Genomic DNA, 26,823 nt, shown 5'->3' with positions numbered 1-26,823 from the left:
CAGCGGCTACTTGCCCTGAACCAGATCGCGAATGATTCGTCGCCCCGGGTGCAGGTGATCCACCAGCGGCCACTCCAGCGGCAGCGGCTCGTCGCACATGCGCGAGGCGAGCAGCTCGGCGCACAGCGGGGCGCTGGCCATGCCGCGGGAACCGTGGGCGGCGCTGATCCACAGCCCTGGGTGGTGGCGGCCGGGCACGTCGGGCACCCGGGTGGCGTCCTTGGCCAGCACGGCGTAATCCTCGCGCCAGGCTTCGACGTCGGGCAGCGGGCCGCAGTAGGGCGACTTGTCGGGGCTGGCCGCGCGTACCCCCACGCGGCCGGTGAGCCGCTCGGGCGAAAGCTCGGCGCCGGCCTCGCGCAGCGCCGCCACGAAGTGCGGCAGCCCCCGCTCCAGCTCCGCCAGGTTGGCGGCGTGGTCGGCCTCGCGCTCGCTCATGTCGGTGTCGCCGGGGCCGAAAGTGGCACCGAAGTTGAGCACCCCATCCTCTGCAGGCGGTACGTAGCCGCCGGCGCATACCACCCGGCCCAACGCAGGAGCGCCTTCGGGCAACGCCAGTTGACTGACCTGGCCGCGCACCGGTTGCAGCGGCAGGGCGCGGCTCTGTTCGAAGCGGGCCGCTTCGCTGGCGGTGGCGATCACCACCTGGTCGGCGTCGATACGCTCGCCATTGGCCAGGGTCAGGGTCCAGCCGCTCTCGTCGCTCTCGTCGCTCTCGCCGCTATGCAGCGCTGTCACTTCACCGCGCCGGAAGCTGATGCCGGGCGTGGCGGCCAGCCTTATGCACAGCTCCAGTGGCTTGACCCAGGCGGCGTTGGGGTAGTCCAGCGCCGCTGCCTCGAGGCGGATGCCGGCGACGGCGCTGGCCTCTTCGGCGTCGAGCCCGCGCACCACGCTTGGCGGCAGCGGGTGGTTGGCCAGAAAGCGCGTCTGGCGCGCGCGCTCCTTGTCGTCCAGGGCCAGCTGCAGCACGCCGCTAGGCCGCCACAGAGCCTGCTTGGGGTCGAGCTCGGCCAGCCAGCGGCGGCTGTGCAACAGGCCGGCCAGATAGGTGCGGCTCTGCAGGTTGGTCTCCACGGCGAGCTTGACGTAGAGCGCCCCTTGCAGGTGCGTGGTGCCCAGCTCGGCGCGGTCGAAGCGGTCGATCAGGGTGACCTCGATGCCACGCCGGGCCAGGGCGGCGGCGGTGCTGGCGCCGGCAATGCCGGCGCCGATCACCGCCACGTGGCGCGGCGGAAGCGCCGGCGGCGGGCTGAACCAGGGCGTGTGGGCGCGGCGCTCATCGGCGGGCGGCGAAGCGATCTCGCCGCTGAGCATCTCGCGCTTGCGGCCGAATCCCGGCACCTTGCGCCAGGCAAACCCGGCAGCGGCCAGCCCGCGCTTGACCACTCCGGCGCAGGTGAAGGTGGCGAAACTCGCCCCCGGGCGTGAGCGGGCGGCCATGGCGGCGAACAGCTCCGGACGCCACATCTCCGGGTTCTTGGCCGGCGCGAAGCCGTCCAGGAACCAGGCATCCACCTTGCCTTCGAGCAGGGCCAGGCGTTCGCTGGCATCGCCGAAGTGCAGATCCAGCGTCACCCGCTCGTCGAGCCACAGCCGATGCACGCCGGCCACCGCTTCGGGCCACTGGCGTACCAGCCGCTCGGCGCGTTCCGCCAGGTCCGGCCAGACCGCAAGCGCCCGCGCCAGGTCGTCGCGAAGCAGCGGGAAGCGCTCGGTGGAAATCAGGTGCAGGCGGGCCCCGGCCGGGGCGTGGGCGTCGAAGCAGGCCCAGGCGCAGAGCATGTTGAGCCCGGTGCCGAAGCCGGTCTCGCCGATGGTGAAGGGGCGCCCCTCCTGCCAGGCGGCCAGGCGCCGCGGCAGGTCGTTACCCTGAATGAAGACATGCTCGGTCTCCGCCCGGCCGTCGTGGCGCGAGAAGTAGACGTCGTCGAAGCAGGTCGAGAGCGGGGTGCTCTCGCCGTTCTCGTCGTGCTGCCAGTCGAGACTGGCAGGCTCGAGCGCGGCCAGCGGCGGCAGCGAGGCATGGGGCAGGGACACGGACTTCTCCAGTGCGGGTCAGAACGAAAGCAGGAACTCTACACGAACAGGGCTGCTCAAAAATTGACCGTTGTCGCCGCGGCGGCGTGGCATGGCGTATTCGGAAAGCCATCCGCGGCGTTTCAACAGCGTTATCCACAGAAGCTGTGAGCAAAGTCTCTGTGGATAACCGGCAGGTCGAGGGGCGGGTTAGGGGAGCACCTTCTTGAATGGCTTGACGGTCACCTTGGCGTAGACCCCGGCAATCATGTAGGGGTCGGCGTCGGCCCAGGCCTGAGCGGTCTCCAGGCTGTCGAACTCGGCCACCACCAGGCTGCCGGTGAAACCGGCTTCGCCTGGGTCTTCGGCGTCTACGGCGGGGTGCGGGCCGACCAGCACCAGGCGGCCCTCATCGCGCAGCTTTTCCAGCCGGGCCAGGTGGTCGGGGCGGGCAGCCAGTCGGCGCTCCAGGCTGTTCTTCACGTCTTCACTGATGATTGCGTACAGCATCGCAGCGTTTCCTCGGTCGAGCGGTATCACCGCGGACTCCAACCGTGCGTTGACCGACTGTCGTCGGACGCGCACCATGGGCCATCATTTTGACAAAGTTGCCTGCCTGCGTCATGCCAATGCCCCCCCTGCCCGAGCATTTTGCCGGCGACCCCGGCCCGCTCGGGGTCGATCTGCACATGCACTCCACCGCCTCTGACGGCGCCCTGGCTCCCGCCGATGTGGTCGCCCTGTGCGCCGAGCGCGGCGTGACGCTGATGGCGCTGACCGATCACGACACCGTGGCCGGGGTGAGCGAGGCCGCTGCGGCGGCCAAGCGCCTTGGCGTGTGTCTGCTGCCGGCATCCGAACTCTCCACCCGCTGGCAGGGAATCGGCATTCACGTGGTGGCGCTGCTGCCCCAGGGCGCCCACGGCGCGCTGGCCGAAGGGCTCGACGCCCAGGTCGAGGCCCGTGAGGCCCGCGCGGCGGTCATTGCGCAGCGCATGGAGAAGCTGGGGCTCGACAACGCCCTGACCCGCGCCCGCGAGCAGGCCGGCCCCCACCGGCCCCTGGGGCGACCCGACTTCGCCCGTGCGCTGGTAGCGGCAGGCCTGGTGCCCGACGTGGCCACGGCCTTTCGCAAGCATCTGGGCAGCGGCAAGGCGGGTGACGTCAAGGCGCACTGGCCGGCGCTGGACGAGGTGGTGGGCTGGGTGGTGGCCGCGGGTGGCGTGGCTGTGCTGGCGCATCCGCTGCGCTACGGGCTGACCCGGCGCAAGCGCGGCCAGTTGCTGGATGACTTTGCTGCGGCGGGCGGGCAGGCGGCAGAGCTGATCAGCGGCTTCCAGAATGCCGACGTCACCCGCGACCTGGCGCGTCAGTTGGCCGAGCGGGAGCTCTACGCCTCGCTGGGCAGCGACTTCCATTTTCCCGGCGGGCATCTGGCGCCGGGCAGCATGAGCCCTGTGCCGCGCACCGCGGTGCCGCCGGTATGGACGCATCCGCGGCTGGCCGGCTTCATCGCCGACTGCGACGCGCCGGCCGCCGGCGCGCTATAGTGGCAGCAAGAATCGAATACAGCAGGGAATCGACCATGAGCCAGTTCTTCCAGATCCACCCCGAGAACCCGCAGAAGCGCCTGATCGACCAGGCGGTGCAGATCGTTCGCCAGGGTGGGGTCATCGCCTATCCCACCGACTCCGGTTACGCCCTGGGCTGCCACCTGGGCGACAAGAAAGCGATCGAGAGGATCAAGCGGCTGCGCTCGCTGGATGACAAGCACAACTTCACCCTGGTGTGCTCCGACCTCTCCGACATCGGCACCTACGCCAAGGTCGACAACAGCGTGTTCCGCCTGCTCAAGGCCAATACCCCGGGGGCCTACACCTTCATCCTCAACGCCACCTCCGAGGTACCGCGTTTGTTGCTCCACCCCAAGCGGCGCTCCATTGGCGTGCGCGTGCCCGACCACCGCATCACCCATGCGTTGCTCGAAGCTCTGGGCGAGCCGCTGATGAGCGTGACGCTGATCCCGGTGGGCGAGGAGCTGCCGATGACCGACCCGGAGGAGATCCGCGATCGCTACATGAACCAGCTCGACCTGATCATCGACGGCGGCGCCTGCCATCTCGAGGCCACCAGCGTGATCGATCTGCGCGAGCTGCCGCCCACCATTTTGCGTGAGGGGCGCGGCGACCTGGCGCCGTTCGGCGGTTGAGCCTCGGCAACGCGAGCCATCATGTTTCAGACGCCCGGTTGTTGGGGTCGGGTGTCTCCTCGTCCAGCCAGGTGCCGCACTTGAGGCAGTAGCGCGCGCGTTTCTCGTGGCGGTCGTGACCGCAGCCGGGGCAGGCCTGGTCGGAGTAGCGGTCGGCGCGGATCGAGCGGATCACCTCGGCGGAGAACACCCCGGTGGGTACGGCGATGATCGAGTAGCCGATCAGCATCACCAGGGTGGAGATCGCCTGGCCGAGCGGCGTTACCGGCACGATGTCGCCGTAGCCTACCGTGGTCAGGGTGACGATGGCCCAGTAGATCGACATGGGAATGCTGCTGAAGCCGGCCTCGTCGGGCTCGATCATGTAGACCAGCGCGGCGAACAGGGTAACCAGCAGCAAGACGGTGAACAGAAACAGGAAGATCTGGTGCACGCTGTTCTTCAGCGCCTCCACCAGCAGGCGCCCCTCGCCGACGAACTGCATCAGACGCAGCACGCGGAAGATGCGCAGCACGCGTAGCAGGCGCACGATCACCAGGGTCTGAGTGCCGGGAATCAGCAGCATCAGCCAGGTCGGCAGGATGGCCACCACGTCGATGATGCCGTAGAAGCTGCGCAGGTAGCGCATCGGCTTGTCGAGGATGTAGATGCGCACCAGCAGCTCGATGGTGAAGACGAGGGTGAAGCCCCACTCCAGCCAGTAGAAGAGCCCGCCATATACCGCCCCGAAGCGCTCGACGCTGTCCAGCATCACCACCAGCACACTGGTCAGGATCATCGCGATCAGGACGATATCGAAACCCTTGGCCAGCGGCGTATCCGATTCGAAGATGATCTGAAACAGGCGTGTTCGCACGCCCTCGCCGGCCGGCCGAAACGCTTCGCTCATGCGCGCTCTCCCTGTTCACGCTCCCTTTTCTCTTCCTTAGGCCGCCAGCCGGTGTGCCAGCCGCAGTGCCAGGCGGCCGAAGCCCCGCTCGAGCCAGTCGGGGCGCTCCAGCAGGGTGGCCAGCTGCCCGGCTTCGCTCTCGCCGGTGTCGGCCAGCGCCTGGAGCGCCTCTCTGGCCGTGTGCTTCCACTCATCCTCGCCGGTGTCGTCGTAGGCGTCCAATGAAAGCAGGGCGCGATGCAGCCGCTCGCCGGGAGCCGTACCGGCCGGCAGCGTCCAGCGGCCCGACAGCAGCGCACTGCCGCGTACCGCCTTGCTGGCATCGGCGGGGCGCAGTGGCACGCTCTCGGCCAGGGCCTGCGCCAGCTGCCACAGCGCCTGAGGGTCGCCGTCCTTGAGTTCCAGCTCCAGCTCGCGGATCGGCACCCGCCGTCCGGCGGCGCGAATTTCGCCTTGGTCCAGCGCCACCTCGATGCTGGCCTCGGCCAGCTCCAGGCGCCACAGGCGACGCTCGAAGTCGGTGGTGAAGCGCGGCTCTAGCCGCTCCAGGATATCGCCGCCCAGCTCGGCGAAGGGCGGCAGCCCGGCCAGCCCGACCAGATCGAGCGCGTCGCCCGCTACCGGCCACTCCCACTCCCGGCGCCGGCTGAACCCGCCGCTGCCTTCGCCGCTGGTCTTCAGGGTCTGCACCCAGCTGTTGTTGCGTCGGCGCAGGCGCAGTGCCACCCGCGTCGCCTCCAGCTCGCCCTCAGGCGTATCGTAGTAGGTGTTGGCCAGGCGCTGGGCGCCGTCCACGCCGTTGCGCAACAGCGGATGCGCAAGCAGCCGCTCGGGCCCCGTCTCGCCCAGTGCCAGCTTCATCTCGATTTCGTGACTCATGCGGTTTCCTGCTCGTCGTGTGACTGCTCTTCGTTTCAAGGCGCGCCCGGGTGCGACGGGCATATCGTGTGACGGAAATATTTCCATGACGTGACAGGGTGCCATTCTTTATACTGGCGCCGCCATTTCACAAGCGCATCCTAGACATGGTCAAACCCAACCCGTTTTCGGCGATGTTCGGCCGTTCGCCGTTCCAGCCTCTTCTGGCTCATATCGGCAAGGCCAACGAGTGTGCCGACCAGTTGCTGCCGTTCTTCGAGGCCTCGCTCACGGGCGATTGGGAAGAGGCCGCCAAGATCCGCGAGACCATCACCGAGCTGGAGCACGAGGCCGACCGCCTCAAGACCGAGCTGCGGCTCAACCTGCCCAACACCATGTTCCTGCCCGTCTCCCGCACCGATCTGCTCGATCTGATCACCGTACAGGACAAGATCGCCAACAAGGTGCGCGACATCACCGGCATCATGCTGGGGCGCCGCATGCAGGTACCCACCGAGCTGGCCCAGCCCATGCGCGACTACATGCACACCGCCGTAGCCTGCGTCGCTCAGGCACGCCAGGCCCTCGAGGAGCTCCAGGATCTGCTCGAATCGGGCTTCGGCCGTCATGCTTCCGACGTGATGCTCAACATGATCCGCGAGCTGCACATTCTCGAGCAGCAGGCCGACAACCAGCAGATCTCCATTCGCCGGTTGCTGTTCGATCTCGAGGATCGGCTCAAGCCGGTGGACGTGGTCTTCCTCTACAAGATCATCGATTGGGTCGGGGAACTCTCCGACCGTGCCGAACGCGTCGGCAGCCGCCTGCAGATTCTCACTGCCCGGTAGGACACCGCCCGGCGACCCCGGCACGGTGTGCCCATAACCCGACAGCCACATAGGAACCAAACCCCTATGTCGATCATTGCGCAGCACGGTGAAATCTTCATCATCCTGGCCTGCCTCTTCGGCTTCTTCATGGCCTGGGGCGTCGGCGCCAACGACGTCGCCAACGCCATGGGTACCTCGGTGGGCTCCAAGGCCATCACCATCCGTCAGGCGATCGTCATCGCCGTCATCTTCGAATTCCTCGGCGCCTGGCTTGCCGGCGGCGAGGTCACCGCGACCATTCGCGGCGGCATCGTCGACCCCGAACTGCTCCAGGCCAATCCGGAGTTGCTCGTCTACGGCATGCTCTCGGCGCTGCTGGCCGCCGCTCTGTGGCTGCTGATCGCCTCGGCCAAGGGCTGGCCGGTCTCCACCACCCACTCCATCGTCGGTGCCATCGTCGGCTTCGGTGCGGTGGGGCTGGGCATGGAGGCCGTGGCCTGGAACCGGGTCGGTACCATCGCCTCGAGCTGGGTCGTCTCGCCGCTGCTGGCGGGCGCTATCTCCTTCCTGCTGTTCAAGTCGGTGCAGCATCTGATCTTCGAGGCCAAGGACCCCTTCGCCGCGGCCAAGCGCACCGTGCCGTTCTACATCTTCCTGGTCGGCTTCATCGTCTCCATGGTCACTCTGACCAAGGGCCTGACCCACGTGGGGCTCGACTTCACCTTCGGCCAGAGCTTCATGCTCTCGGTGCTGCTGGGTATCGGCATCATGGGCATCGGCATCGTCATGGAGAACCGCGTGAAGCATGAGCGGCGCATCGGCGATCAGTTCGGCTACGGCAGCGTCGAGCGCGTATTCGGCGTGCTGATGATCTTCACCGCCTGTGCCATGGCCTTTGCCCACGGTTCCAACGACGTGGCCAACGCCGTCGGCCCGCTGGCGGCGGTGATCAGCGTGGTTCGCAGCGACGGCGTGATCGACACCGCCGCGCTGGTGCCGTGGTGGGTGCTGGTGCTTGGCGGCGGCGGCATCGTCGCGGGGCTGGTCACCTACGGCCACAAGGTGATCGCCACGGTGGGCACCGGCATCACCGAGCTGACTCCCAGCCGTGGCTTTGCCGCCACCCTGGCCGCCGCCACCACCGTGGTGCTGGCTTCGGGCACGGGGCTGCCGATCTCCACCACCCACACCCTGGTCGGGGCGGTGCTCGGCGTGGGTCTGGCCCGCGGCATGGCGGCGCTCAACCTGCGCGTGATCGGCACCATCGTGATGTCGTGGCTGATCACCCTGCCAGCGGGGGCGGGCCTGGCGATCATGTTCTTCTTCATGTTCAAGGGCATCTTCGGCTGATTGACTGCCGCGCCTGCAACTAAGTCAGAGTTGCTCATACTCGGCGGCACCTTGGGAAGCGCAGGCATTTGTGCAGTCTTCCCTTGATGGTGCCGCCGTTTTCGTCGCCTGATATAGTCAAAGCCGATACGCACTTCTTTCCACCTGCTGCCGGAGAGCGGCCTTGGACACTCGTTTCCCCTTCGTCGACTGGTTCCGCAATTCCTCCCCCTATATCAATGCGCATCGGGGCCGAACCTTCGTGATCCTGATCGAGGGCGAGGCCATGGCGCGAGGCCGAGGCGAGCAGCTGATCCAGGACCTGGCGCTGCTGCACACCCTGGGGGTGCGGCTGGTGGTGGTGTTCGGCATTCGCCCCCAGGTGGAGCAGGCGCTGAACGAGGCGGGTATCGTGCCGCGGCGCCACGACGGGCGCTGGGTCGCCGACGAGGCGATCATGGCCTGTGTCGAACGGGTCGCCGCCGAGCAGCGGCTGTGGCTGGAGGCACGGCTGTCGCTGGGCCTGCCCAACACGCCGCTGCACGGGGTCGAGCTCACCGCGGTCTCGGGCAATCTGGTGATGGCCAAGCCGCTAGGCGTGCGCGAAGGCATCGACTACGACCACAGCGGCGAGGTGCGCCGGGTGCGGGTCTCGGCGGTGCAGGGGCTGCTCGACCGCGGCTCGCTGGTGCTGCTGCCGCCGCTGGGCTTCTCCAGCACCGGAGAGGTGTTCGATCTGGATGCCGCCGAGGTGGCCCAGCATGCGGCCATGGCGCTGGCTGCCGACAAACTGATCCTGATGGGCGAGGCGCCCGGGCTCTACGACGAGAACGGCGCCCTGCAACGTCAGCTCAGCCCCGATGAAGCCGAGCCGCTGCTGAACCATTCCGAGCCCGGCAGCGAGCAGGCGCGCCATATCGCTGCCGCCTGTGCCGCGGCCCGACACGGCGTGGCACGTACGCATCTGCTCTCCTGGCACGACCATGACGCCCTGCTCGGCGAGCTGTTCACCCGCGACGGGGTGGGCACCATGATCACCCGGCACCGCTACGAGCAGCTGCGTCCGGCGGAGCTTGGCGACATTGGCGGCCTGCTGGAACTGCTCGAGCCGCTGGAGCGGCGGGGCATGCTGGTACCGCGTTCGCGGGAGCGCCTCGAGCACGAGATCGACGACTATCTGGTGATCGAGCGCGACGGCATGATCATCGGCTGCGCGGCGCTGCACCGCTTCGCCGAGGCCGAGATGGGCGAGCTGGCTTGCCTGGCTATCCATGTCGGGTACCGCGGCGGCGCCCGCGGTTCGCTGCTGCTGTCGGGTATCGAACGGCGCGCACGCCGGCTGGGGCTGGCGTCGCTGTTCGTGCTCACCACCCACACCGCCCACTGGTTCGTCGAGCACGGCTTCAGGCCCTCTGACATCGAGTCGCTGCCGACACTCAAGCGCGATACCTACAACCACGCGCGCAAGTCGAAGATCCTCGTCAAACCGTTGGTGTGAGGCCTGCCGCCGCCCGGATTCAGCACTCCGGGCGGCGGCTGTCGCTCTGTGGCAACGTCATCGAGAATCTTGTCTCAAAAAGGCTACGCTATAACCCTATGTTTTTAAATGACTATCGTAGCGCCATGTGAATTGGTGTCGCCAAACGGTGACGAAATGCAGGCCTGCCGGACCGGTTTTTCCCTGTTTTTCCTGCCGAGTGGCTGCGTGCCAACTTTTTCTATCATTTAACTTTTTGAAAAATATGACGTATCGAGTTTTTTGGCACGCTACTGGCAATACTTAGGATGAGCAACGAAGAAGTGATTCAAACGGCTCGAATCACTTCGGATCGTCGAGAGGCTCGGGGAACCACCACCCCCCCATGCCCTGTGCTACCCGGGCATCGAGACGTTCGGCGTTCGCTCCGCGATGTGTAACTTAGGTTGCGATGAGACGGGTACCGCCGATTAGGCATGGAAGGGTACCAGAAGGGCAAGGATGCCCCGGCATGGATGCCTCATCCCCCTCGGGGGATCGAATTTCGGGCCAGCGTCGGCGAGATGTCTCGCGGCGGTGGCGCCAAGGATCGAAGCAGAGCGGTTCGCCGCTCGCCCAATCCGGTAGCTCCTGGTAGCAAAGGGCCGGTGCGGGGCTTCGGGACCCTCGGGTCCGCTGAAAGTATGGGACATGGCTCGACCAGGCGATCGATGCCCATATTTTCAACCCCTTCAGTTCCCTGCGTACTTGGGCCGGCACCTGCCGGCCTCTTTTTTTTCGCAGTGATCTGGAACGGGGCGGAAGTCAGGCGCGTAACTCTGTTATCCTCTTCAGGAACGTACCATGGTGGTTTCTTACCCTCTCCTGAATAGAACATTGGTCATGACCAAACGGGTCTCGCGCCGCTGGCGTCCTCGCTCATTGCTGCAGCTCGTGCTGCTGGCATTTCTGGTGGTAATGCTACCGCTGGGAGTGCTGATGTATCAGGCCGGTCAGGCACTTTCCGAACTCTCTCACCTGGCCGACGTGAGCGCTCGTCAGGCCGTCGAAGAGAGCCGTCGTGCCCGCGTGCTGAGCAACCTCGCCGTGGAAATGGAGCGCAGTGCCCGCCAGTATGCGGTACTGGAGCAGGAGAGCCTGCTCGAACTCTATGCCGAGCGCCATGCCGAGTTCACCGAACTGCTGGCCCAGCAGCGTCGCTTCCTGCCCGGCGATTCCGATGTCTTGGCACTGGAAGAGCAGTTGTTGCTGCTCTCCCAACTGCCCGAGTTGGAACCCGAGGCGCTGGAGGTATGGCTGGCGCTGTTCGTGCCCTTCGCCGAACACACCGAGGCGATGCGTCGAGCCACCAGCCAGCAGATCGATGCCAGCATCGAGATGATCAGCGCCCGGGCCGAGGCCGTGCAGTCGCGCCTGTGGTTGCAGACCACGGCGCTGGTGTCCGCCAGCCTGCTGCTGATCCTGGTGTTCAGCTGGCTGATCATTCGTCCGGTGCGCCAGCTCGAGCGTCGCATTCTCAGTATCGGCAGTGGCGTGGAAACCAATGACCGCGACACCATCCAGGGTCCGGCCGAGCTGGTTCAGCTCGGCGACAGGCTCGACTGGCTGTCGACCCGGCTCAGCGATCTCGAGGCGCAGAAGCAGCAGTTCCTGCGCCACATGTCCCATGAGCTCAAGACACCGCTGGCCAGCGTGCGCGAAGGTTCGGCGCTGCTGGCCGACGGCGTGGCGGGCGAGATCACCCCGCGCCAGCGCGAGATTCTGACCCTGATCGATGCCAGCGGCAGCGAACTGCAGCGGCTGATAGAGCAACTGCTCGACTACAACCTGCTGCAGCACAACCAGCGCGTCACCCTCGAACGGGTGGATCTGGCCACATTGGTCAAGACCGTGCTGTCCAAGCATCGCCTGGCACTGGAACACAAGGGCATGCGGGTGACCGCTTTCGATGGCCCCATGGAGTGGGTGGTGGACCGCACCGCCGTGGGCCGTATTCTCGACAATCTGGTCTCCAACGCCATCGCCTACGGCGAGGATGGCGGCGACCTGATGATCCGGGCCCATGCCGGGCGCGACCATCTGTTCCTCGACGTGGCCAACACCGGCGAGCCGATTTGCGAGCAGGACCGGCCGCTGCTGTTCGAGCCCTTCTATCAAGGGCGCTCGCGGCGCAAGGGGCCGCTCAAGGGCTCCGGGATCGGGCTCTCGGTGGCGGCTGATTGCGCGCGCATCCAGAGCGGTGGTCTGGCACTGGTCGAGGACCGTGAGTTTGACGTATGTTTCCGCCTGACACTGCCGTGGCAGGCAATACCCCTGACACAAGAAAAAACGGAGCCCGTAGCAATGGGCATAAACGCAAGGAGCGAGGAACGATGAAGGGTGAAGCATTCGATGTAAGAGTGCCAACGACTGAAACCAGACGCATAAGTGCAATCGGATACATGAGCAAGGTGCTCATAGCGGGTGGCGTGGCGGCCCTGCTGAGCGGCTGCGAACTGCTGCCTGAGCACGCCATGCTGGGTACGGAGCCGGAAGAGACGCCGGAAGCCGCGGAATGCTCTTTACAGCCCACCTTTGCCGACGAGGCCTGCCTGCTGCCCAACTGGGTGGCCTTCGGCCTGGCCTCGCAGCGGGGCGACAACGAATGGCGCAATCAGGCCGTCACGGAGATCGAATCCGCTGCCGGCAGGAGCGAGGCCGAACGTGAGCTGGCGCGTGCCGTGGCCCTGGCCTGGGGCAGCGAGCGCGAGTGGCGCGAGGCGGCAACGATCTATCAGGAGTACACCGCCGCTGCACCGGAAGATCTGCAACCGTTGCTGCGCTACTGGCGCAACGAGCTCGAGGGTCGACGTTCGCTGGCCGGCCACAGGGACAACGCCCGGGGGCAACTGACGAGCCTGCAGCGCGAGAATGCCGAGCTCTCCGAGAAGCTCGAGGCGCTGACTGCCATCGAGCAGAACATGAACTTGAGACAACAATCGCCCTGAGCGCTTTTTGGGCGATAAGGGAGAACAGACGTGATGGAAGCGGCTCGATTGTCCGATACACGCAAGAGTGAGGCTCGCAGGTCAGTGGCACGTACTTCGGGTGCGAAGTCAGCCGCTGCCCACGTTCTGCTGGTCGATGACGACGTTAGCCTGTTGCGTCTGCTGGGGATGCGCCTGGAGAGCCGTGGCTATCGGGTCACCACGGCGGAGAGCGGCCCCGAGGCGCTGCGCAAGCTGGAAGCCGAGCGCCCCGACATCGTGCTCTCCGACCTGCGCATGGACGAGATGGACGGCATGGCGCTGTTCCAGGCGATCCAGCGTGAGGTGCCGGGCCTGCCGGTGATCATCCTGACCGCCCACGGCTCCATCCCCGACGCTGTGAACGCCACTCAGCAGGGAGTGTTCAGCTTCCTGACCAAGCCGGTGGACCGCGACCAGCTGTTCAGCGCCATCGACGAGGCCCTGGCTCACACCCCGGCCGGCAGCAGCGCCGAGAGCGACGCCTGGCGTGCCAGCATCATCACCCGCAGCCCGGAGATGGAGCGGGTGCTGGAGCAGGCGCGCATGGTGGCCTCTTCCGACGTCAGCGTGCTGATCACCGGTCCTTCCGGTTCGGGCAAGGAGCTGCTGGCGCGAGCCATTCACGACGCCAGCCCGCGGGCCAGCAAGCCGTTCGTGGCGATCAACTGCGGCGCGCTGCCCGAGCAGCTGCTGGAAAGCGAGCTGTTCGGCCATGCCAAGGGCGCCTTCACCGGCGCGGTGAGCGATCACAAGGGCCTGTTCCAGGCCGCTGAGGGTGGCACCCTGTTCCTCGACGAGATCGGCGACATGCCGCTGCCGCTGCAGGTCAAACTGCTGCGCGCGCTGCAGGAACGCCAGATCCGCCCGCTGGGCTCGACCCAGTCGATCCCGGTCAACGTGCGCATTCTCTCCGCCACCCACCGCGACCTGAGCCAGGCCATGCATCAGGGCGAGTTCCGCGAGGACTTCTTCTATCGCCTCAACGTGGTCAACCTCAAGCTGCCGGCGCTGAAGGATCGCGCCGAAGACGTGCCGCTGCTGGCGCGGCATCTGGTGGCCCAGGCGGCAGAGCGGCACAAGCCGTTCGTCAAAGGGTTTTCGCCGGAAGCGCTCAACCTGCTGGCCACCAGCGCTTGGCCGGGCAACGTGCGTCAGCTGGTCAACGTGGTGGAGCAGTGCGTGGCGCTGACCCGCTCACCGATGATTCCCGAGGCCCTGGTGGCCCAGGCGCTGGCCGCCGAAGACAGCGCGCTGCCGACCTTCAATGACGCCCGCGCCGGGTTCGAGCGCAGCTACCTAGTCAAGGTACTCAAGATCACCGAGGGCAACGTGACCCAGGCGGCACGCATCGCCGGGCGCAACCGCACCGACTTCTACAAGCTGCTGGCACGCCACGAGCTCGAACCGAGTACCTTCAAGCCCGAGTGAAGCCGGTCTTGTTGCCTGACTTCGTTAGTTGTAAAGAAAGCGCCCGACGCCTGCCGCGTCGGGCGCTTTCGTCTGCTTTCGTCAGCTTTTTTCTTCAGCTTTTTTCGTCACTTCAGACGCCGCTTCACTTCCACCTGCAAGCGTCCTTCGCCCAGTCTTGCGGTCAGCGCCTGGCCGGGCTGGGTATCGTCTGCCCGCCGCACCACCTGGCCCTGTTCGTCCTGCAGGATGGCGTAGCCGCGCCCCAGCACCGCCAGCGGGCTCACCGCCTGCAGCTGACGCGCCAGGCCGACCAGACGCTCGCGCTGGCGTGCCACTTCCCGCTGCATGGCCTGTTCCAGGCGGGCCTGGGCACGGCTCAGGCGCTGCTCGCCGCGTGCCAACTCACGCTGAGGGTGGCAGGCGCTGAGCCGTCGTTGCAGATGGGCCAACTGGCGCCGCTCGGTGGCCAGGCGAACCTGCAACGCACGCCGCAGGCGGGCATCCAGCTCCATCAACGTGCGCCGCTTCTGGCCCAGCACCTCGCCGGGGTGGCGCAGACGGGCGCGCAGATGATCGAGGCGCTGGCCTTCCCGCTCCAGTCGAGCCTGCATGGCGCGCTGCAGCTGGCGCTCCAGCCCGGTCAGGCGGCGTGCCAGCTCACGGCGGTCCGGCACCAGCATCTCGGCGGCGGCGGAAGGGGTCGGCGCGCGCACGTCGGCGGCCAGATCCGAGAGGGTGGTGTCGACCTCGTGGCCCACCGCCGACATCACCGGTAGACGCGAATGGAAGATCGCCCGCGCCAGATGCTCGTCGTTGAACGCCCACAGGTCTTCCAGACTGCCGCCGCCACGGGTGATCAGGATCACGTCCTGGTTCGGGTCGAGCGCCTGTTGGCGATTGAGTAGCCCCAGAGCGGCGATCAGCGCCGGCGCCGCCTCGCGGCCCTGTACCGGCACCGCAATCAAGGTGACCTTGGCCTGCGGCCAGCGCGCCTGGAGCACCGCCAGCACGTCGCGGATGGCGGCGCCGGTGGGCGAGGTCAGCACCAGCAGATGCCGCGGCGGGCAGGGCAGGGGGCGGGCATTGGCGAACACCCCTTCGGCGGCCAAACGCTGCTTGAGCCGCTCCAACGCCAGCAACAGCTCGCCTTCGCCGGCCTGCTGCACCGCCTCGGCGATCAGCTGATAGTCGCCACGGGGCTCGAACAGCGACACCCGACCGCGCACCCGCACCCGGTCTCCGTCGCGCATGGGGGCGGCGACGAAGCGGGCGCGGTTGCGGAACAGCGCGCAGCGCAGCTGGGCCGAGCTGTCCTTGAGGGTGAAGTAAACATGCCCCGAGGCCGGGCGCGAGACCCCGGAAAGCTCGCCCTCGACCCACACCTCACCGATACCCTGCTCGAGCAGTGCGCGAGCGCGTCGGTTCACTTCGGTGACGGAAAGGGCGCTATCGGTAGGCGGGGGCATGGGCCGGCGTTCCTGAGCCAATCAATGAGCCACCAAGGCTAGCATGGCGAAACCGCGCTGGCATGGTGGCGGGCACGAAAAAGCGCCGGGGCGAGCCCGGCGCAAGTAGCGTCATGGGAGGGGTACTTCGTTCGAACAGCGACGTATCAATCGAAATCGTCGACGACATCCTCGTCGGTGTATTCGGCATCGTCGTCGCCGTTGTCATTCACGCCATCGGTGGCACCCACGGTGTCGCCGTCGGCTTCACCGTCACGGAAGGCGGTGTCGCCATCGTCGCCCACGGCGCCGGTGCCGGTCGTACCGGTGGTCTGCCATACGCCATCCTGATCGCCACGCTCTTGAGCCCGACGATCCTGCTCGTCGCCGAACCACTGCTCGTCATACTCGGGGAAGTTCTCGAGCTCATCTTCGCTGGCGTCGACCAGAATGCGGTGAGTCACCTGATCCTGACCGAAGATACCGTCGTCGTTGCGGTCGGTTTCCATGGTGAAGTGCTCGATACCGACCACCACGTCGTCACCGCCCATGCCCCACAGGCCGCCGGCGTTGACGATCAGAGCGCTGACCTGACCTTCGTCATCCAGCAGGATGTTCTCGACGTTGCCGACTTCCTCGTCGGTGTCGTCGGCGTGGTAGACGTCGGCGCCGATGATGTCATTGGCGGAATAGAGGCCCTGCGCCGCTTGCGGGTCGTCCTGTGCAACGGCTTGGTTTCCGAAGGCGAGGCCACCGGCGATGGCCGCTACTGCGATAGTCAGTGCACGCTTCTGCATTTTCACTCTCCTTGACCTGTCCTTAGACCTTGGATTTGCTTTGCTTCGCTGGGTAAAGGCTTGAGCTTGGCTCAGAGCTTGTTGGCCCAGTCGTCGACCTGGCGTTCCGCTTCCTCGCGCTCCAGGCCATATCGATGCTGGATCTTGCCGATCAGTTCATCCTTCTTGCCGCCGACCTGATCCAGCTCATCGTCGGTAAGCTCACCCCAACTGGTGCGGGCCTTACCTTTCATTTCTTTCCACTTGCCTTCGATCTGATCCCAGTTCATTTTCCGTCACTCCTTTCCTTGAGTGGACCCGTCGTGCACTTCTCAAACTAGATCACGTTCTTGCCGCTGTAAGTCAGATTAGGTTTCGGACTGTTTCGAAGAGTAATTAGGAAAGGGCGATGGGCGGCAGCCCTGCCGAAACCCCGACCCGCATTGCCCGTGCCTTGGCCCGGGCGCTATAATGGTCGATTAACTTTTCCCCACTCCCCCACCAGCACTGGGTGTTGCCGACTATGCTACGTATGGCCCAAGAAGCTCTTACGTTCGACGACGTATTACTCGTACCCGGCTACTCGGAAGTCCTGCCCAAGGACGTCAGCCTGCGGACCCGCCTGACTCGCGACCTCTACCTGAACATCCCCCTCGTCTCCGCCGCCATGGATACCGTGACCGAAGCCCGCCTGGCCATCGCCATGGCTCAGGAAGGCGGCATCGGCATCATCCACAAGAACATGAGCGTTACCGCTCAGGCTGCCGAGGTGCGCAAGGTCAAGAAGCACGAGAGCGTGATCGTCAAGGACCCGGTCACCGTCGGGCCCAAGGCCAAGCTCGAAGACCTGCTGACCATGGCGCAGGAATACGGCTTCTCCGGCTTCCCGGTGGTAGAGGGTGAAACCCTGGTGGGGATCGTGACCGAGCGCGACATGCGCTTCCAGCCCAACCACGGCGACAGCGTTTCCGACATCATGACCCCGCGCGAGCGGCTGGTGACGGTGTCCGAGAACACCGGTCTCGACGTGATCAAGGCCAAGATGCAGGAGCACCGGGTCGAGAAGATGCTGGTGGTGGACGACGCCTTCCACCTGCGCGGCCTAGTCACCTTCCAGGACATCGAGAAGGCACGCACCTTCCCCAGCGCCGCCAAGGACGCCGACGGCCGTCTGCTGGTGGGCGCCGCCGTGGGCACCGGCCCGGAAACTCCCGATCGCGTCGCCGCGCTGGTGGAAGCCGGGGTCGACGTGATCATCGTCGACACTGCCCACGGCCACTCCAAGGGCGTGATCGACCGCGTGGCCTGGGTCAAGGAGCACTTCCCGCAGATCCAGGTGATCGGCGGCAACATCGCCACCGCCGCCGCTGCTCGTGCCCTGGCCGAAGCCGGCGCCGATGGGGTCAAGGTGGGCATCGGCCCCGGCTCCATCTGCACCACCCGCGTAGTGGCAGGCGTGGGCGTACCGCAGATCACCGCGGTTTCCAACGTGGCCGAAGCGCTCAAGGAGTACGACATCCCGCTGATCGCCGACGGCGGCGTACGCTACTCCGGCGACCTGGCCAAGGCCATTGCCGCCGGCGCCAGCGCGATCATGGTGGGCGGCCTGCTGGCCGGTACCGAAGAAGCCCCGGGTGAGGTAGAGCTGTTCCAGGGCCGTACCTACAAGGCCTACCGCGGCATGGGCTCCATGGGCGCCATGGCCCAGAGCCAGGGCAGCGCCGACCGCTACTTCCAGGACAAGGACGCCGGTGCCGAGAAGCTGGTGCCGGAAGGCATCGAAGGCCGCGTGCCCTACAAGGGTGTGATGAGCGCCATCGTGCACCAGCTGATGGGCGGCCTGCGCGCCTCCATGGGCTACACCGGCTGCAGCAACATCCAGGAGATGCGCACCAAGCCGGAGTTCGTGCAGATCACCGGCGCCGGTTTCGCCGAATCGCACGTGCATGACGTGCAGATTACGAAAGAAGCGCCGAACTACCGAGCCGGTTAACCGCCAGCTCGTAAGAAACAAACGCGGCGGGTATCATCCCGCCGCACGCTTTTCAGACGCCTTGCCCTTGGCCCGCCGCCATACGCTGCCAGTAGAGACGCCCAGATGACCGACATTCACGCACACAAGATCCTCATCCTCGACTTCGGCTCCCAGTACACCCAGCTGATCGCCCGCCGCGTGCGCGAGATCGGTGTGTACTCCGAAGTGCGTGCCTACGACATCACCGAGGAAGAGATCCGCGAATACGCCCCCAACGGCATCATCCTCTCCGGCGGTCCGGAATCCACTGTGGCCTCCGGCTCGCCCCGTGCGCCGCAGTGCGTGTTCGAGATGGGCCTGCCGGTGCTGGGTATCTGCTACGGCATGCAGACCATGGCGGTGCAGCTCGGCGGCGCCGTGGAAGGCTCCGACAAGCAGGAATTCGGCTACGCCCAGGTCAAGATCGACAGCGACGACGACCTGTTCCGCGACATCAAGGACCACGTGGACCACGACGGCAAGGCACTGCTCGATGTGTGGATGAGCCATGGCGACAAGGTGGCCCGCGCCCCTGAACAGTTCACCGTGACCGCCTCCACCCCCAGTTGCCCCGTGGCCGCCATGACCTGGCCCGAGAAGCGTTTCTACGCCGTGCAGTTCCACCCCGAGGTGACCCACACCCTGCAAGGCCAGCGCATCCTCGAGCACTTCGTGGTTGGCGTGTGCGGTTCCGAGAAGCTGTGGACCCCGGCGCGCATCATCGAAGACCAGATCGCTCGCGTGCGCGACCAGGTGGGCGACCGCCACGTGCTGCTCGGCCTCTCCGGCGGCGTGGACTCCTCGGTAGTGGCGGCGCTGCTGCACAAAGCCATCGGCGACCAGCTCACCTGCGTATTCGTGGATAACGGCCTGCTGCGCAAGAACGAAGGCGACCAGGTGATGGAAACCTTCGCCCGCCACATGGGCGTGAAGGTGATCCGCGTAGACGCGGAAGAGCTGTTCCTCTCCAAGCTCAAAGGCGAGAACGACCCGGAAGCCAAGCGCAAGATCATCGGCAACACCTTCATCGACGTGTTCGATGAAGAGGCCAGCAAGATCGAAGGTGTCGACTTCCTGGCCCAGGGCACCATCTACCCCGACGTGATCGAATCCGCCGCCAGCAAGACCGGCAAGGCCCACGTGATCAAGTCGCACCACAACGTCGGCGGCCTGCCCGAGACCATGAAGCTGCAGCTGGTCGAACCGCTGCGCGAACTGTTCAAGGACGAAGTGCGCAAGCTCGGCCTGGAACTCGGCCTGCCCTACGACATGGTGTACCGCCACCCCTTCCCGGGGCCGGGCCTGGGCGTGCGCATTCTCGGCGAAGTGAAGAAGGAGTACGCCGACATCCTGCGCGAAGCCGACGCCATCTTCATCGAGGAACTGCACAACGCCGACTGGTACCACAAGACCAGCCAGGCCTTCGCCGTGTTCCTGCCGGTCAAATCAGTAGGCGTGGTCGGCGACGGCCGCCGCTACGAATGGGTCATCGCCCTGCGCGCCGTGGAAACCATCGACTTCATGACCGCACGCTGGGCCCACCTGCCGTATGAGCTGCTGGAGAAAGTCTCCAACCGCATCATCAACGAGATCCGCGGCGTCTCCCGCGTAACGTATGACGTGAGCAGCAAGCCTCCCGCGACGATCGAGTGGGAGTGAGGCACGCCTAGGCAGAACGCCTGACGCGGCTAGGCTGACCGGGATCAAGGGCTTACCATTTGGTAAGCCCTTTTTCTTTGCAATTCGTTACAGGGTTTTGTTTACTCAGGTTAAGGTCGCCGAGACGACCGCCGATAGAACAGGTAGTACAACGCAGACAGGGCTGTCGCAGGGAAAGGATGTTATCCCCGGGCGGTAGCGTGCTTAGAAAATAAAAGCACCTATATCGATAACTCCACCATCACAATTAGCCGGGATTATCTTAGTGAAGAGTTCTGCTTACGACCCTAAGCGGCTATGCCGGCAAAGGCAGCATGCTCGTTCACCCTTGGTATGCACCATGCGCGGTGTCTGGTGCAACACAGCCGAATTATTCTTAATATTTTTAAGTTTCAATGGGTTAGGAATGGCGCGCCGAGCAGTATAGCATTGTTGAACGTGCATGCGTGTTCAACCGATATCAGACTGGGCGGTATAATACCTGTTATGAATTTCTCGGCAAGCCCGATACTTTAAGTTCAGACACGATCGCTAAGTGGGAGAATTATGGGGCGAGCTAAAGACGAGTGGATCGAGGCTCAGGAGCGCGGTTGGTTTGCACCAGAGACGTTCGTTTGCTCAGCCTGTGTGGCTGACGAATTCCTTGCGGAAATTGTTGATAAAAATGCATGTGCAAATGAATGCTCCTATTGTGGCAATTCTTCAGATGTTGCAATAGCCGCACCACTCGAAGAGATCATGTTCCATGTTTCCAGTGCTTTTTTTCAGCATTATGCAGAACCAGCTGCAGCCGGATTGCCGAGAGATTCTGGTGAATGGGTAGGTGAAAACTTGATCACAGGCACTGAGGATGCGTTTCTCAGTTTCGGTTGGTTCTGCAATGACGATTTATTCCAAGACATTTGTCAGTCATTCGACAACGATTTTTGGGTTCGGTGTGCAGACGGTCATTGGCTAGGTAATCACGAGCACGAGCGGCGTCATTATGCTTGGAACGCCTTCGTGGAGAAAACCAAGCACAGGACACGTTATTTCTTTTCTGATGCAACCGACGCAGATTACATTGATGAAGATGGCTATGCACCGCAGCAGATATTGAAGATCATAGGGCAAGATATTGAAAATCATGGTCTTTTAAAGGAGTTGCCTATCGGGACAGACTTGTATCGTGTGCGTCGAATGGATTCCGAACACTCTTTCCAAACATTTGAGGAAATGGGCCCCCCACCACCTTCACTTGCGTCTGCTGGACGGATGAACCCCCCAGGGATAAGTTATGGGTACTTTGCGTTGCGACCAAGCACAGCTGTACTCGAAGTGATTGGCGTGCCACCCACGACTTTAAGTTTTGGCACCTTCCGAATCGTTCGACCATTGGTAGCCGTCGATTTTACCTCTATCCCCGAACCACCATCGATCTTTGACACGGAGAATAAGCTAAAAAGGGATGCCTTAATTTTCATGAAAGAATTTGTAGCGGCTATTTCGAAACCGGTTGCCAAGGATGGTAAGCAACATATTGAGTATGTTCCGTCCCAAATCGTTTCTGAGTATATTGGACAAGTGCTGAAGATTGGAGACCGCAAGGGAATAGACGCGGTAATCTATAAAAGCACGTTGGATCCTGGTGGAATAAATCTGGTGGTGTTTCCCCCAATAAATGTTTTAGAAGGTTGGGATTCGATAATTGAAATGGTTCAGGTGGAAAAGAAATCCTTCCCCAACTGGAGGGCATTTGAAGGCCTTTCCAGAGGAAGTATTTCATAACAATTGGCTGCACGGAGACCAATTTTCCGCCGCTTTCGCGGCTCCAAACCAGCGCGTGAGCCGGGCGTTATGCATACTGAAATGACCCACTGCATTTTCTGCAAATCAGACACAAATAACGAGCGATCACGTGAGCATATAATCCCTGAGTCAATGGGGAATTCTGAACATGTCCTTCCATTGGGTGCTGTTTGCCACACCTGCAACCAGTACTTTGCAAGAAAGGTTGAAAGGCCCTTGTTGGAATCTCCTATTTTTCGGCACCTGAGAGCGGGAATGAGAGTTCCCTCAAAACGCGGTCGAACTCCGGTGTGGAGTCCTTCAGATGGACTAAATCTTCCAGACAAACGCTTGATGGGCAGGTTTCTAGGCAAAGTCGGACTAGAAGTTTTAGTTTATAAGATAAAAGAAGTTGGCTCTTGGAATAAGGAAATTGTAAATCAAGCTGAGCTTGATGCACTAAGAAATCACGTGCGATTTAACAAAGGAGAAGATTGGCCATTTGCAGTTCGCACCCTTCATCCAGTGAACGCTGTTTTTGACGATGGGGCGGAAACCTACGAACTTCTCCATGAGTTTGACATATTCATCACAGATCGCTTGGAGTACTATTCTGTGGTTTCAATCTTTGGAGTAGAGTTTGCTCTGAATATTGGTGGTCGAACCATAGAAGGTTTTGAGCAGTGGCTGTCAGCTAATAATAATGCCAGTCCTCTTTACACAGGTAAAAATTCATGACCAGGCCAAGCACTGCGACGGCTTTTCCGTTGCGGCTTCGCCACCACTAAAAATCCGCGCATGTTGGCGGCGTTACATTTTCTATCGAAAATAGGAGTTTGAGTTGAAGCTAAAGGAAAAACTGAAGAAAACGAGAAGGAGGTCACTCTTATCCTATTTGGTCATTTTTTTAGCAGTTCTCTATTTTTTAATGTCCATTGTCAAAGGCCTTTACCTTTGGACTGATCAAAGTGACGTCAGGCTCGCTCTCAGTATAAATTCTGCAATGAGCTGGGTAATAGCTGCCACATGGATATTTCCGATCAGTAATCTCTGGCAATCAATACCCGCCGTACCTTTCGAGGGTCGAGGCATTTTGGAATTTTATAAAGTTATTGTTCCTCCAATGGTCGTAATTGGAGTTTGTGCTCTGTTTATCTCAGACCATAGAGCGTTAAGAGTTAAATTTCATGAGCTAAAATCTGAGATTGAAAAAGAGATTAACTTACGTGAAATGCGCAAAGAGGCTGGTTTGGAAACGGTGGCAGAGAATGCGACTGTTGATGTAGTTATCAGCAATGCAACTAACAACGACCCCGCGTGGCATGAAACTTGGTGGGGGCATGTTTTCATCGGTGTGGCAATTGCCCTTATCGTTGCAGTCTTTGGAATTAAGTAACCAAGATGTAACAAGTGGATGAAGGTGACCGTGGAGTTCCCCACTCCAGTAGACACGCATCGATAACTCCCCAACAGGAGAGAACCGATGCCCGAGATGATCACGGGGAAGAAAACGCAACGCTATAATACCGAGTTCAAGATCAAATCGGTGGTGGAGCCAACAGGCCCATCGGAGCGTGAGACTCTGTGGTCGAGAAATAAATATAAAAGCACTTTATAAAATTATTCAGGGAGGGGGGTATGAGTTATGATGTTTTGAAGAAATTTGATGAAGTTAGTAATTACGTTAGCCAAGTCTCATCAATTGCAGATAAGAATAAAGATGCCTTTGGTTTTTTGTCTGCCTCAGTATATGAGCAAATGGCGTCAAAAGGGAGGTTATGGGTTGCAGTTGATAAAGATAAATATCTTAAGGGATACTTGATGTTTGGCGGCACCATGCCAACCCTTAAGGTTTTTCAGATATACGTATGCGGATCTGTTATGGGGCGCGGAGTTGGAAGGCTTTTAATTAATTCTTTAAAAGAATATGCCGCTAAAAATCACTATCACACGATCTCAGCTAGGGTGGCGTCTGATTTGCCTGCAAATATCTTTTGGGAAAAATTAGGTTTTTCCATATATAGGCAAGTCAAAGGGAGTGAAGCAAAAAAGCGTACAATTAATATAAGAGGATGCTCGCTTGAGTCTAATGACTTGTTGGGGGGGATCGTTGACAATCCTTCAGGCCTGACACCGAGCCGTCCTATCCTGACTCGTCCTGTTTATGTATTAGATTTAAATTTATTGCTGGATATTTTTAAGCAAAGGCAAGGCTATGAGAAAGTAATAAAGCTTATGCGTATAGGTTTTCAGGGTGGGTTCTCAATCTGTATTACTCCTGAATTTAAACGTGAGCTAGAGCGACAGTCTGTTAATTTTCCCACAGACCCTGTGCTTAGGCTTGCTGAGGCGTTTCCAGAGCTAAAAACGGAGGGAAATATAACTAACACGGCAGATTCGCTAAGGAAAATCATATTCCCTGACCGATCGCCAAATAGGAAGGCTGTAAAAAACGATGAGTCTGATTTAATTCATCTGGCGTATTGTGTCTTATCTGGAGTTGGTGGGTTTGTTACGCGAGAAAAGGCCTTGTTAAGGGCATGCGACGCTCTTAAGGAAGATTATAATGTCTCCATCATCTCTCCTGATGAGCTAATTCTAGATAATGGTGATACGTTAGATGTCTCTAGTCCTCTGAATTCAGATTTCATCTTAGAGGCCTCTACAGGTACTCCGTGTGTAAGAGCTTTTTTACAGGAATTTTCAGCTCCCGGGCTCGTTTTGGATAAACTTTTTTCTACTTCTCCGATTGAGGATGGTGGGACTGTTTATGAAGCAAGGCTAGATGGAAATCTGTTCGGAGTATATTTTTTTCAAAAACCTATAAAGTCAACAAAAAGAGCAATGGCTTTCTTGTATGTGGACGAGTCGTCCCCTAAAGCTATGGCGGCTATAGATCATTTTTTAGAAACAGCGCTTAGATATAAAAGTGGGTTTTCTTATCGGCTGGACTTTTATATTGGTCAGGGACAGGTGCATACTGAGGAAACTTTGCTGAGGAAAGGTTTTTTTAAGGCAGAAGGGTATTTTTGTAAAATAATTTGCAGTCTTTTTTTGTGTTCTAATAACTGGGCTGGATTTGCAAGAGAGATTAAATCGCTTTGTGGGTTTTCCATTTCAAACAAATTTCCTTCGAAAAAGGAGCTTTCACATACAGGGGTTTACTTTACTGACTCTACTGGCCAGAACAAGGTTTTATCATGGTTCGATTTTGAGACAATGATCTCGCCAAGGTTTATATTAAGTTATGAGAGAGAGTGTGTTCTCGTTCCTATTCGTGAAAACTACGCTAATGGTTTGATCGGAAACGTTACAAGTCAGCTCTCCCTTCTGCCAAGCCATGATAAAGTTCTCTTACTTGAAAAGGCATATTTCCGATCTAAAACTAAAGCCTCTCTTTTCAAAAAAGGGAGGGTCGTGGCTTTCTATATTTCGGGGTCCAAGAGCATTCAAGAAATAATTGGTTTTGCGCGTATAACGTACTCTGATGTTATAACTGTTGATGAGGCAATTGTAAAAGTTGATAGACAGGGAGTTTTGTCGTACGAAGAGTTGGTTGCACAGACAGATAGTTCGGGCAAGCTTCATGTTTTCACATTTGATAACTTCTTAGAGTTTGACCGCAGGATTCCCTTCAGGCAGGCTAAACAATTAGGAGTGATCAGCAATGCAAATCTTGCTTCTCCAGAAAAAATAGGTATGGCCAAGCTGAAGGTTCTGATTGAGGCAGCGTTCGATGAGTGATGCGATTATCTCTATAAAGCCTAGACATGTTGATAATATTTTATCTGGAGCCAAGACGGTTGAACTTAGAACAAGAAGCATAACTTTGCCGGCTGGGTCTAGGCTATGGGTTTATGTGACTCTGCCTGTTGGAAAAGTAAGGCTTTCGGCGGAGATTATGTTTACTGATTCATTGCCTCCAGAGGAAGTATGGGTCAAGTATGGAAAAGAGATATGCATATCAAAAGAAGAATTTGACGAATATACAAAAGGGCGAAGCGTTGTTTCAGCTATAGGCTTAAAGAATGTTAGGCCGTTAAGTAAAGATATTAGCTTAAATACCATGAGGGAATATGAAAAAAATTTCCAGCCGCCGCAGTTCTTTTCAAAACTTTGTCCTAGAAGAGCGCTGTACTCGGCTTTTTACGCTTAGGTTACATGTGCAATAATGGCACCCTTGCGCCACACGATGACCTCAAGCGCCTATCAAGACGAGCACATCTAGTATTTCCTGCAGCCGCAGGGTTGGTTTGCTCCGCTCAAGATCGACGATAGAGTGTTTGCCGGTGCTGGCCAGGTCGATTAGCAATAGTCCTTACTCGGCGCGTAGCTGGACACATCATCTTGCCTGGTTCTGGCTGCGGCGAATGAAGTTGGCCACTTCAGTGGCGCGGGGGAGGCGTGGGTGTCTCCCTGTGCCAATTCAGATGCGAGAGTTTATATAAAACGGGCGCCTCAAGGGCGCCCGCTTTCGTAGTGGTGTAGAGGCCCGTCTTCAGAAGCGATCAACCCGGAACGGTGCCATATCCACCGCGGGTTCTTCGCCATCCATCATCTGGGCGAGCAGTTCGCCGGTAGCCGGGCCGAGGGTGAAGCCCTGGTGGCCGTGGCCGAAGGCAAGCCACCGCCCCACCTTGTTGGGGGCGGGACCTCATGTCGGGCAGGTAGGGGCGGACGCCTTTCGAGGGCTGGCTGTCGCGGCGCTTGCCCAGCATAGCGAACGATCGATCGGCAGGTAAATGTCCAGGCCGAGAGAAGCAAGAATATTGAAGGGAGCAAGCAGCAGGGCCGCCGTAAGGCTGTGCGTCTATAACCGGGGGTTTTGAACAGTCATGAAGCAATCTCCGCACAATTAGGGGGGGGGACGGCGGCCTACATGTGATGAATGAGGTGGGTCAAGCAGGCTGCCGTAACAAATAAGGAAACGCGACTGTTGCGGCTTAGTGGTTTGACAGATTAGAATCCCCGCACGCGCGCCTCAGTGGGATGGTCTAACAGCCCGCGATGATCGGAGTCTGTCAACATAGTTGGCACATGAAATAGTTCTCGCTCTTTAAAATCCGGCTGCCTGTGGCACTGGGTCCCGCTCGGGGTTTAGGTGCACGATCTCTGGCAGGCTAAGTTTCCGGA

Annotated in this window: 22 protein-coding genes and 1 pseudogene; 15 read left to right on the top strand and 8 right to left on the bottom strand. The window is 60.9% G+C overall.

The window, feature by feature from the left end; all coding sequences use genetic code 11:
- Nucleotides 1–6: 6 nt before the first annotated feature.
- Together mnmC and HOP58_RS09345 are read right to left on the bottom strand one after the other, a co-directional pair.
- Nucleotides 7–2,040, bottom strand: a complete 2,034-nt coding sequence (gene mnmC, locus HOP58_RS09350) for a bifunctional tRNA (5-methylaminomethyl-2-thiouridine)(34)-methyltransferase MnmD/FAD-dependent 5-carboxymethylaminomethyl-2-thiouridine(34) oxidoreductase MnmC (protein ID WP_234260156.1) — start codon at nucleotides 2,038–2,040, stop codon at nucleotides 7–9.
- A 189-nt stretch (nucleotides 2,041–2,229) separates the two neighbouring features.
- Nucleotides 2,230–2,529: a YciI family protein gene (locus HOP58_RS09345; RefSeq protein WP_010630049.1), complete on the bottom strand. Its 300-nt coding sequence runs from the start codon at nucleotides 2,527–2,529 to the stop codon at nucleotides 2,230–2,232.
- A gap of 119 nt (nucleotides 2,530–2,648) precedes the next feature.
- On the opposite strand from HOP58_RS09345, the gene HOP58_RS09340 reads away from it, so the two are divergent.
- Nucleotides 2,649–3,569, top strand: coding sequence for a PHP domain-containing protein (locus HOP58_RS09340; RefSeq protein WP_234260242.1), 921 nt, complete (start codon nucleotides 2,649–2,651; stop codon nucleotides 3,567–3,569).
- A 35-nt stretch (nucleotides 3,570–3,604) separates the two neighbouring features.
- On the top strand, nucleotides 3,605–4,228 hold the full coding sequence (locus HOP58_RS09335) for an L-threonylcarbamoyladenylate synthase (RefSeq protein WP_234260155.1): 624 nt from the start codon (nucleotides 3,605–3,607) through the stop codon (nucleotides 4,226–4,228).
- A gap of 19 nt (nucleotides 4,229–4,247) precedes the next feature.
- Here HOP58_RS09335 and HOP58_RS09330 read toward each other — a convergent pair whose 3' ends face one another.
- Nucleotides 4,248–5,117: an ion transporter gene (locus HOP58_RS09330; RefSeq protein ID WP_234260154.1), complete on the bottom strand. Its 870-nt coding sequence runs from the start codon at nucleotides 5,115–5,117 to the stop codon at nucleotides 4,248–4,250.
- A 36-nt stretch (nucleotides 5,118–5,153) separates the two neighbouring features.
- Entirely contained in the window at nucleotides 5,154–5,996 is an 843-nt protein-coding gene (locus tag HOP58_RS09325) for a CYTH domain-containing protein (protein ID WP_234260153.1), read from the bottom strand.
- A gap of 146 nt (nucleotides 5,997–6,142) precedes the next feature.
- On the opposite strand from HOP58_RS09325, the gene HOP58_RS09320 reads away from it, so the two are divergent.
- The 6 genes from HOP58_RS09320 (at nucleotide 6,143) to glrR (ending at nucleotide 14,047) form a co-directional block, all read left to right on the top strand.
- The gene (locus tag HOP58_RS09320; protein ID WP_010630043.1) at nucleotides 6,143–6,823 is read left to right on the top strand and encodes a TIGR00153 family protein; all 681 of its coding nucleotides are present in this window, start codon (nucleotides 6,143–6,145) and stop codon (nucleotides 6,821–6,823) included.
- 66 nt (nucleotides 6,824–6,889) lie between these two features.
- Nucleotides 6,890–8,155, top strand: coding sequence for an inorganic phosphate transporter (locus tag HOP58_RS09315; protein WP_010630042.1), 1,266 nt, complete (start codon nucleotides 6,890–6,892; stop codon nucleotides 8,153–8,155).
- A gap of 163 nt (nucleotides 8,156–8,318) precedes the next feature.
- Entirely contained in the window at nucleotides 8,319–9,632 is a 1,314-nt protein-coding gene (gene argA / locus HOP58_RS09310) for an amino-acid N-acetyltransferase (RefSeq protein WP_010630041.1), read from the top strand.
- A gap of 861 nt (nucleotides 9,633–10,493) precedes the next feature.
- The gene (locus HOP58_RS09305; protein ID WP_234252462.1) at nucleotides 10,494–11,987 is read left to right on the top strand and encodes a HAMP domain-containing sensor histidine kinase; all 1,494 of its coding nucleotides are present in this window, start codon (nucleotides 10,494–10,496) and stop codon (nucleotides 11,985–11,987) included.
- Between the two features lie 65 nt (nucleotides 11,988–12,052).
- Nucleotides 12,053–12,598 (top strand): hypothetical protein, encoded by a 546-nt coding sequence (locus tag HOP58_RS09300; RefSeq protein ID WP_234260152.1) that lies wholly within the window; start codon nucleotides 12,053–12,055, stop codon nucleotides 12,596–12,598.
- 84 nt (nucleotides 12,599–12,682) lie between these two features.
- Nucleotides 12,683–14,047, top strand: a complete 1,365-nt coding sequence (gene glrR / locus HOP58_RS09295; RefSeq protein WP_346657455.1) for a two-component system response regulator GlrR — start codon at nucleotides 12,683–12,685, stop codon at nucleotides 14,045–14,047.
- 107 nt (nucleotides 14,048–14,154) lie between these two features.
- On the opposite strand, the gene xseA is transcribed toward glrR, so the two are convergent.
- From xseA to HOP58_RS09280, 3 genes are all read right to left on the bottom strand, one after another.
- On the bottom strand, nucleotides 14,155–15,495 hold the full coding sequence (xseA, locus tag HOP58_RS09290; protein WP_234260151.1) for an exodeoxyribonuclease VII large subunit: 1,341 nt from the start codon (nucleotides 15,493–15,495) through the stop codon (nucleotides 14,155–14,157).
- A 146-nt stretch (nucleotides 15,496–15,641) separates the two neighbouring features.
- Nucleotides 15,642–16,271, bottom strand: a complete 630-nt coding sequence (locus HOP58_RS09285; RefSeq protein ID WP_234260150.1) for a PRC-barrel domain-containing protein — start codon at nucleotides 16,269–16,271, stop codon at nucleotides 15,642–15,644.
- 71 nt (nucleotides 16,272–16,342) lie between these two features.
- A complete protein-coding gene (locus tag HOP58_RS09280) occupies nucleotides 16,343–16,540 on the bottom strand; it encodes a CsbD family protein (protein ID WP_010630035.1) in 198 nt (65 codons plus the stop codon).
- A gap of 233 nt (nucleotides 16,541–16,773) precedes the next feature.
- Between HOP58_RS09280 and guaB the strand changes: the two genes are divergently transcribed.
- From guaB to HOP58_RS09245, 7 genes are all read left to right on the top strand, one after another.
- Nucleotides 16,774–18,243, top strand: a complete 1,470-nt coding sequence (gene guaB / locus HOP58_RS09275) for an IMP dehydrogenase (protein ID WP_234260149.1) — start codon at nucleotides 16,774–16,776, stop codon at nucleotides 18,241–18,243.
- Between the two features lie 105 nt (nucleotides 18,244–18,348).
- Entirely contained in the window at nucleotides 18,349–19,923 is a 1,575-nt protein-coding gene (gene guaA, locus HOP58_RS09270) for a glutamine-hydrolyzing GMP synthase (RefSeq protein WP_010630033.1), read from the top strand.
- 546 nt (nucleotides 19,924–20,469) lie between these two features.
- Nucleotides 20,470–21,690 (top strand): HEPN-associated N-terminal domain-containing protein, encoded by a 1,221-nt coding sequence (locus tag HOP58_RS09265; protein WP_234260148.1) that lies wholly within the window; start codon nucleotides 20,470–20,472, stop codon nucleotides 21,688–21,690.
- Between the two features lie 276 nt (nucleotides 21,691–21,966).
- Complete coding sequence (locus tag HOP58_RS09260) at nucleotides 21,967–22,428, top strand: hypothetical protein (RefSeq protein ID WP_234260147.1); 462 nt, start codon at nucleotides 21,967–21,969, stop codon at nucleotides 22,426–22,428.
- A gap of 103 nt (nucleotides 22,429–22,531) precedes the next feature.
- Nucleotides 22,532–23,086 (top strand): hypothetical protein, encoded by a 555-nt coding sequence (locus tag HOP58_RS09255; RefSeq protein ID WP_234260146.1) that lies wholly within the window; start codon nucleotides 22,532–22,534, stop codon nucleotides 23,084–23,086.
- A gap of 242 nt (nucleotides 23,087–23,328) precedes the next feature.
- Entirely contained in the window at nucleotides 23,329–25,434 is a 2,106-nt protein-coding gene (locus tag HOP58_RS09250; RefSeq protein WP_234260145.1) for a GNAT family N-acetyltransferase, read from the top strand.
- Nucleotides 25,427–25,846 (top strand): hypothetical protein, encoded by a 420-nt coding sequence (locus HOP58_RS09245; RefSeq protein WP_234260144.1) that lies wholly within the window; start codon nucleotides 25,427–25,429, stop codon nucleotides 25,844–25,846. The genes HOP58_RS09250 and HOP58_RS09245 overlap by 8 nt, the downstream gene beginning before the upstream one ends.
- A gap of 342 nt (nucleotides 25,847–26,188) precedes the next feature.
- Here the strand turns inward: HOP58_RS09245 and HOP58_RS09240 are convergent.
- A pseudogene (locus tag HOP58_RS09240) lies at nucleotides 26,189–26,405 on the bottom strand (FAD-dependent oxidoreductase); the annotation flags it as partial.
- Nucleotides 26,406–26,823: the final 418 nt, after the last annotated feature.

The organism is Halomonas sp. MCCC 1A11062 (genome assembly GCF_021404355.1).
In the GTDB taxonomy this organism is placed as follows: domain Bacteria; phylum Pseudomonadota; class Gammaproteobacteria; order Pseudomonadales; family Halomonadaceae; genus Halomonas; species Halomonas aerodenitrificans.
The sequence above is the reverse complement of the archived record's forward strand: the minus strand, read 5'-3'. Positions and strand labels throughout refer to the sequence as shown.